General features: G+C 51.1%; 7 protein-coding genes. 3 read left to right on the top strand and 4 right to left on the bottom strand.

The window, feature by feature from the left end; translation table 11 throughout:
• Positions 1 to 216 precede the first annotated feature (216 nt).
• From ACLUYS_RS00230 to ACLUYS_RS00220, 3 genes are read left to right on the top strand one after another with little or no spacing between them, the layout of a single operon-like run.
• The gene (locus ACLUYS_RS00230) at positions 217 to 372 is read left to right on the top strand and encodes a hypothetical protein (protein WP_412658582.1); all 156 of its coding nucleotides are present in this window, start codon (positions 217 to 219) and stop codon (positions 370 to 372) included.
• Positions 373 to 400: 28 nt separating this feature from the next.
• Entirely contained in the window at positions 401 to 1,951 is a 1,551-nt protein-coding gene (locus tag ACLUYS_RS00225) for a recombinase family protein (protein WP_412658580.1), read from the top strand.
• Entirely contained in the window at positions 1,944 to 3,482 is a 1,539-nt protein-coding gene (locus tag ACLUYS_RS00220; RefSeq protein WP_412658579.1) for a recombinase family protein, read from the top strand. The genes ACLUYS_RS00225 and ACLUYS_RS00220 overlap by 8 nt, the downstream gene beginning before the upstream one ends.
• Before the next feature lie 142 nt (positions 3,483 to 3,624).
• On the opposite strand, the gene ACLUYS_RS00215 is transcribed toward ACLUYS_RS00220, so the two are convergent.
• The 4 genes from ACLUYS_RS00215 to ACLUYS_RS00200 form a co-directional block, all read right to left on the bottom strand.
• Positions 3,625 to 3,900: a WXG100 family type VII secretion target gene (locus ACLUYS_RS00215; protein ID WP_412658577.1), complete on the bottom strand. Its 276-nt coding sequence runs from the start codon at positions 3,898 to 3,900 to the stop codon at positions 3,625 to 3,627.
• A gap of 103 nt (positions 3,901 to 4,003) precedes the next feature.
• Positions 4,004 to 4,297, bottom strand: a complete 294-nt coding sequence (locus ACLUYS_RS00210) for a WXG100 family type VII secretion target (RefSeq protein WP_230266751.1) — start codon at positions 4,295 to 4,297, stop codon at positions 4,004 to 4,006.
• Between the two features lie 111 nt (positions 4,298 to 4,408).
• On the bottom strand, positions 4,409 to 4,663 hold the full coding sequence (locus tag ACLUYS_RS00205; RefSeq protein WP_230266752.1) for a hypothetical protein: 255 nt from the start codon (positions 4,661 to 4,663) through the stop codon (positions 4,409 to 4,411).
• Complete coding sequence (locus ACLUYS_RS00200) at positions 4,660 to 8,028, bottom strand: FtsK/SpoIIIE domain-containing protein (protein ID WP_412658575.1); 3,369 nt, start codon at positions 8,026 to 8,028, stop codon at positions 4,660 to 4,662. Before ACLUYS_RS00200 ends, ACLUYS_RS00205 begins: the two co-directional genes overlap by 4 nt.
• Positions 8,029 to 8,080: the final 52 nt, after the last annotated feature.

The raw sequence follows: 8,080 nt of genomic DNA, 5'->3' as shown, positions 1-8,080 counted from the left end.
ATTATCCCAAGGAGGCGGTCGAGAAAATACCCGTCTTTTATTTGACGCTTACTGTGAAGTCCTATTGCTCCCGCAATAATATCCGCTCTGTGCTTTATCAGGAGTGCCTGTGCTGCGGTAAGCCACTTAACCAGATGCCAGGCAGAAAGCGTGCCAAGTATTGCTGTCGTAAGTGCAAAGACGACTGGTGGAACCACCACCGCAAGGAGATGAAGCATGGGCGAGACTGACTACCAGATCTACCTGATGGTGATGGAAAAACTGGCAGCTCAACGGATGATCACCAGTGAGGAAAAAGATCGAATATCCGCCTTACTTAAAAAAGAATTTGAACCTGAGATCACTTTGTTGCTGGATAGTTCTCCCCTTTAGAGTGATGAATACGAACGAGGAGGATACGATGATTACAAAACTCAGAAAGAAGCCCACGGTGCTTCTTAAAAAGAAAAAAGTGGTGGCCTATTGCAGGGTCTCCACCCTCAGCGAAGAGCAGGAAAGCTCCTATGCCTTGCAGGTCAGCTATTTCACCAGGATGATCCAATCGCATCCAGAATGGGAGTTCGCTGGCGTCTATGCGGATCACGGCATCAGTGGAACAGGAACAAAGAAGCGTGTTGGCTTTCAGGAGATGATGAAAGCCGCGGATGAGGGGAAGATCGATCTGATCCTGACCAAGTCGATTAAACGGTTTGCCCGCAATACTGTCGATCTGCTCAGCGCCATCCGGCATCTCAAGGAGATTGGCGTTGAGGTCCGCTTCGAGCAGGAGAACATCTCAACGTTCTCGGAAGATGGAGATTTGATGCTCACACTATTGGCCGCATTTGCGCAGGATGAAAGCCGCAGTCTTTCCGAAAACATCAAATGGGCCGTGAAGAAACACTTTGAGAATGGAATTCCATGGACACTCAAGGATTGCTATGGGTACGTTTCCAGGGATGGACAACTCCATCCGCAGCCGGAACAGGCACCAATCGTAAAACGGATCTATCAGGAGTTTCTGACCGGAGAGCGGATGGTCGACATTGTTATGCGATTGAACGAGGAAGGCGTTCTTTCTCTTAGAGGAAGCGCATGGACAATTGGGCAGATCAGACGCGTTCTTGAAAATATAAACTACACCGGAAACCTTCTGCTTCAGAAAACTTACATAGCAGATCCAGGCAAATCCGTGAGCAAACTGAATAAAGGCGAGCGGGATCAATACTTTGTCCCAGATACTCACGAGGCTCTGATCAGCATGGATGACTGGCAGCAGGTTCAGAAGATGCTTAAGAAGATCCCTGACCGTAAACCAGACAGGACAGATGATCTGTTTCATGGGAAGGTCTTCTGTGGACAATGTGGCTCCACCTGCTGGCTCCACGATGAATCTTATATCTGCAGTGAAAAGATAAAAGGAGGCCGAACCGGAATCAAAACCTGCCATGCAAAGTCGACTCCAAAATACGCGCTGGAAGAAGCCGTAGAGGGCCTGAAAGACGATGAATGGGAAAGAATCACGATATTCCCTGAAAGGCGGTTAGTGGTCCTTCTGACAAGCGGAGAAGAACATATTCATCAGTATCGATCGCGCGCGTATGATTCGCGAAAGGGGTTCTACGAGAACAGAAAAAAAGGAATGATGTTTCGTGCGACCAATCACATGGTGAAGCTCTATGGGGAGTTGGCCTGCTTCGTCAAATGCGAAGAGTGCGGGAAGAATTATATTGCTGGACGCTACAAGCCCAAGGATCCGGAAAAGCTTTATTTTCATGCGCGTTGCAAGCATGAATCCGCATCAGGATTCAGAAAGGGTGAGATGAAAAAGCTCATTGCAGACGTGCTTGGCATCGATGCATTCGATGTCGATATGATGGATGCCAAGCTGAGCCACTGCACCGTCAACGGAAAAAGGGTCACCTTCTACTTTCATGACGGAAGAGAGGAAGTGAGGTACCTCAATGGCTAGAACGGTATTCAAGATCCCGAAAGCAGGAGTGCAATCCAGCACCAACGCTCCCAAGGCCAGACCCAAAAAGCGAGTAGCAGCTTACGCCCGTGTGAGCACGCTTCTTGAAGAGCAGGCTTCCAGCTACCAGACGCAGGTGAACTTCTATAACGAGTACATCAACAGTCGTGAGGACTGGGAGATGGTCAAAGTGTACGCCGACGAGGGCATCAGCGCGACCAACACTAAGCGGCGTGAAGGTTTTAAGGAAATGGTCCATGACGCACTGAACGGAAAGATTGACCTCATTATCACAAAGTCCATTAGTCGCTTTGCCCGCAATACGGTAGATTCCCTTCAGACGATTCGCAAACTCAAGGAAAAAGGCGTAGAGGTCTACTTCGAAAAGGAAAACATCTGGACTCTGGACAGCAAAGGTGAGGTACTGCTGACGATCATGTCCTCGCTGGCGCAGGAAGAAAGCCGCTCCATTTCAGAGAACGTGAAATGGGCCACCCGGAAACGCTTCGCGGAAGGTAAAGCATCAGTGGCGTATTCGAGATTTCTGGGTTATGACAAGGACTTCAAGATTAACGAGGCAGAAGCGGCCACGGTCAGGAAAATATTCGGCTGGTTCCTGCAGGGTCACAGCTATATTGGAATTTCCCGAATGCTTAATGATGGCAATTATCCAACAGCCTCAGGTAAGGGAAAATGGAATGACAGCACAGTCAAACGAATCCTTACCAACGAAAAATACAAAGGCGATGCCCTGCTTCAGAAGACTTACTCCGTTGACTTTCTGACAAAAAAATATGTGGTCAACACCGGAGAGGTCCAGCAATACTACGTGACCGAACATCACGATCCAATTATCGATCCTGAAGTGTTTGACAGAGTGCAGGTTGAAATCGCCAACCGCACCCAGCGAAAAAGAGGATACGCCTTTTCCGGAAAACTGATCTGCGGAGAGTGCGGAGAGCGCTACACCCACAAGACCTGGCACTCCACAGACAAGTACAAGAAAACCATCTGGCAATGCAAGGGTAAGTTCAAAACGAAACACTCCACCTCGTTTCTGACAGAAGCGGAAGTTGAACAGGCATTTGTGAGCGCAGTCAATGAACTGATCAGCCGGAAAGATGACCTGCTGCCGACGCTCAATAACGTTGTCAAATCCGGCCTTGGAATTGATGAGCTTGAAGAGCAGGCGCAAACGATCACAGAGCGTCAGAAAACAATCGAAAGCCAGCTCACAGATCTGGTTGATGAGACCACACAAAGCCCGCTTACCGTCCGGACTCTAGAAACTCTTTCTGAAGAGTATGGCATACTGGATCATGAGCTTGGCGAACTGACGAAGGAGATCAGCAAGCGACAAAGCCGACTCTTCCGGATCCAGGAATATTGTGAGAATCTCACCTCAACCAAAGTGTTCGACGCTTACGACGAGGACAAATTCCGAAATATGGTGGATAGCATAACGGTTCTGGCCAACAAGGAACTGTGCTTCAAATTCATGGATGGCAGTGAAGTCACTGTCAAAGTTTAAAAACATAAAAAGCGTTGATCTGACCGAGCAGGGTTGCAGATTAACGCTTTTTATATTGGGTCTGTTCAAACGGCCTTGTATCCCCCTCATCAGCGCAACGAAATACAGGGAATATTCTCAAAAGTCCTTTATATAAGGGGGATTATTTGTATCCTTCTTCCTCAATGCGGTAGCTCATCGCGGTGTCGCTCAGAAACGAGCAATAGGCGCTGACCAGTTCGATATATTTTGGAAAAATGGGGCTGAGCTGTTCAAACTGCGCGAACGCGTCGTTTGCGGCAGGCGACTGCCAGTAGGCATTCATGCCCTGAATCAGGGAACGCGTACTGTTGAACGTGTTTTCCATCTCGGTTTTCAGAGTGCTTACGCGAGCGGCACAGCTTTCAAGCTGATCCGCGCTGATGGTAATCGATGACATGACTTTCTCCTCCTCTTTTTCGTTATGTATGGATTAAGCTGAAGACCTTCCCTTTCGGTCATATGAGTCTGTCCTTTTGGAAGCTGTCTCGTGTTTCGTAATCTCAGCCGAGTCTTCTGGCATTGAGCGTACGATTTTCCTGCAGTGCGCGATACGCTTCCCCGTCGTGGAGCAGGCGGTCGCCATAAGCGTCCATCGCGTTTTTCAGCTGCAGCATTTTCGGACGCAGTTCTTCAAGTCTTGCCATGAAGGCTGCGCTGTCTTCGCCCTGCCACTGGCTCTGCAGTTCATTCATCGTCTGAATCATCTGGCTCAGCAGCGTTTCGTATTCGCCGGCCCGGCTTTTGAGCGTTCTTCCGGTCCGGGAAATCTCATTAAAATCCGCAACAATTCGCATACGCTATCCTTTCTGAACACATCCGTGTTCCCATTCGTTTTTTCTCATTTATCCGGCCGCTGTGTGCGGCCGCTTTTGGTTTTCTGCTCTTGCTGAGGGGGGATTCTGCTTTTATTTCCGGTCAGATTCGCAGGACGTGATTGGAAACAGAAGCAGATGATCCTGATCGCAGATCGGCAGATCGCTCAGTCTCGTTTCCCCATCCACAAGTCCGTGTTCTTCTTCGAGATACCAGGCACTTTCCGCGCGCGAATAGCCTGAAAGAAAGGGCAGAAAATCGAGCAGATCGTTCAGCACCAGACAGGCTGGATTTGCTATTCGAAGAAGATACGTCTTTCGATCCGTCAGGGTCAGATGCAAAATCATGGCTCGTCCAGTGCGGCGGTCTGCACATCGAAAACCTGTCCGTCTTCGATCCAGAGCGCATTGCCTTCACACGGATACGGCAGGCGAAGGCCCAGACTGTACATCCATTCGTTTTCCGGGTGCCCAAACAGGAGCACAGTTCCCTGCCTCGTTTTTTCCTGAAGAACGGCCTGGATCTGGACAGAATCCGCCCGGCTTAAATCCAGACATTCAAAATTCGTTCCGTTTGAAGCGGATCCGTTTTGTTCAAATGGAACCGCCGTCGGATTTTGCATGTACAGTCGTCGCTGCAAACAACGGGCGGCTTTCCCCATTGCCGGCGTCAGGATAATCAGAGTCGTTTTTTGCCCTCGATAAAACAAAGGGGATCGACTGGAAAGATCGATAGCCATGAACAGATCACCCGGTTCTTCTTCAATCTCGTCAGCTTTCAGTCGCAGGCGGCATTCGGGCAGGCGATAAAACCAGGGCCGAATGGTCTGCTGCGCCCTTTTCTGACCGAGAATCAGCCGCTTCTTTTCGCCTTGGATCCTCGCAATCGCTTCGTTTTCCTTAACCTGACCCGGTACGCTGGTTCCCAGAAAGAGAGCGCGCATTTCCCGATCGGCCAGATCGAAAAGAATGCGACAGTCGAGTGTGCCGATAAAGGAAGACCGCGCATAAGGGACGGTCGTAAAGACCAGAATCAGAGTGATGGCCGCTTTTTGCGGCAGCCGATCGATCTGACGTATAGCGGATTCAAAGCCGGCGGGATCATCAAGGACGAAAATCGCAGGACCAATCTCTTCCGGCAGGGCGTCCAGGCATTCCGGCGCAATGACTTGATCGACCCCTTCAAAATTCAGGGTGGAATAAACCGCTCTTTCTTCCTTCGATACCAGGAGCGATAAAGCGTGTTGAAGTGTCTTTTCTTTTCCAGCCATGGCCATCGGTCCGCACGGCAGTCGAAACGGAATCGTTCGATGGATTTCATCGATGAGAATCTGATCTGAGTGTTCTTTCTCTTCGAGCGGATCGGGACAGAGAATCCATTCATGGGGCAGTCCCCTGGCGGCAATCGTCTCGCCGATCTGATCCTGCAGGGTTCTTCTTGGCTGCAAAGCCCACAGGCCGTTTTCATCGAGATATTCGACGGAACTTTTCTGATCCGCCGGCGCCTTGAGATAAAAGACGCGCCCGCGCTTTTCTGCACTTCCCTGCACTTGAAGAATGAACTCTCCCGGCTTCTTTAAATGCACCGCCCCGTCATGCCCGAGCACTTCCCTGGAATCTCCGGAATCCAGAACGGAAAAACAGAGGCGGCTTCTGGAATTGGCCCAGATCTGCTCGTCCACCAGACCGGCCGGTTTCTGTGTGGAAAGAATCAGATGGACGCCGAGGCTTCTTCCAATTCGTGCCGTTTCCTGCAGCGATTTCATGAACTCTGGACAGCGGGCTTTCAGCTGACCAAATTCATCCACGCAGATGAACAGATGGCTGAAAGGAAATGGCGCCGTTTCTGTTCCTGCCGCCTGCTGCTGTATCTGTTCTGCAATGACTTTCTGGCGCCGGTTCAGCTCATTTTCTAGAGCCTTTTCCATACGTTCAATCGAGGCCGCCTGAAGATTGGTCATCAACCCGGCGGTATGCGGCAGCGCCAGAAGCGGTCCGCCAAACGCGCCGCCTTTAAAGTCGATCAAAATGAACTGAACCCGAGAGGGCGGATTTTGCCATGCCAGCAAATGCAGCAGGGTACTTAATCCTTCGCTTTTTCCGCTTCCCGTCGCTCCGGCAACGAGCGCGTGCGGGCCATCCTGAACCAGGTCCCAGAACACGCCTGGCGCCAGTTCAATGCGCAAATTCAGATTGCTCGAGCTCCAGAGCGGTTCGTTTACTGTGCTGGGAACCGGCAGACTGAACAAATCGGATGCCAGACCAAAGCCGCTCGCTCGCAGTTTCTGCCGTTTTTGCGTTCGATCCAGCGACAGGCGAATCGGGGCCGTCTCCCCTTCGGGTTTTGAAAGAGACGTCTTGCAAGTACAAGGAAGAAATTCAATACATGCAGCATTTGCAGGAAGCTGGCTTGCAAAGAGTTTCTGGCGCGAACAGATCGTCCACTCCAAAGACGGATGAAGAGTGGCAAAACGAGAAAATGCCTGCACATGCGGAAAGCAGAGCGGTGTCTGTTCGAAAAAGCAGGCGGAATGAACCGGCATCTGCTCCAGAGAAAAACCGATCCACGCAAAACGCCGTCCGGAAGAATAGACCATATGGCACCATATGAGAAAAAGATCAAGCAGGGCCGATTCGTCCAAATCCGAAAGCGTGATCGTCCTGCCTGGTTCCAGAAAAGACCAGGATGGTGCGCTGAAGCACATTTCTTCCAGTCGATGGACGGCTTCGAGGGCTTTGGGATTTTCGGTCTGCCAGCTGATTTTCGGCTTTCGAAGCGTGATGCACGAGGAAAACTGAACGCCGGCGGGAATGGCCCAGTCCTTTCGCAGACATCCATGACGAAGCGTGTCTTCGAGAAGACAGAGTGTTTTCGCTTCGCTTTGAAACGCGCTTGTTTTCTTTTGGCGCCGTTCTTCCATTTCGTTTGCTACCCGGTTTAAGTACGCCAGATAGCTTTCCTGCGTCTTCTGCGCTTTTCGAAAAATGTTCTGCTTTTGCTTGCGGCCCTGCCAGCCATACCATCCGCCAAATGCAGCTGCGCTCATTCCCGCCCCGACAAGAGATGCCCCCAGCGTTTTCCAGTCACCGGGATTGAGCAGTGCACCGCTGAGTGCCGACACCAGCGAGCTGATCACCATCATTCCGGCGGGAGAGGGCATGCGCGTATATTCGTCGGATTCATCCCGAACGAACGCTTCCAGTTCAAATTCCGCCGGTTTCTCCGGAGATTGAAAGGCATACGGCACAATTTCCTTTTCCCCCGAGGGTGCATCTCGTTTGTGTACGTTGGCCATTTCTCGACTGGGGCCATCGGAAAAAGCCGGAGGAGCCAGCAGCAGTCGATTCCAGAACATAAACAGAGCACCTGCCGCAAAAATCCAGTCGCCTCGATTTAAGAGACAGGATTTTTCAACGCGCTGACCATTCACATACGTTCCGTTGCAGGAAAAATCTTCCAGTTTCCAGAGACCGGGCGAATCCGCTCCAAAGGCCGTCTCAACCGGCTCTGAAGAGATCTCTCCATCATCCTCCGTACGGCCTGCGAGCTCGATTCGAAAATGGAGCGGCGAAGCGTAGGGGAAATCTGCGGAGGCCGTGAACGCAAAACCTTCCGGATCCAAATCGAGCGCCATAAAGCGCGTATTCACCCGACACAGGTAACCGCCAGACCAGGGATGGAATTCGTGAACAGCTAAAAGGGGGGCCTCCATAGTAGAGTCTGTCTTCTCTTCTGTCTTGGCCGCTTCGAAGAGAACGGCCCGT

Source organism: Allobaculum sp. (assembly GCF_047010065.1).
GTDB classification, from domain to species: domain Bacteria; phylum Bacillota_I; class Bacilli_A; order Erysipelotrichales; family Erysipelotrichaceae; genus Allobaculum; species Allobaculum fili.
Note: the sequence above shows the minus strand (reverse complement) of the source record. Positions and strands in the feature narration are given on the sequence as shown.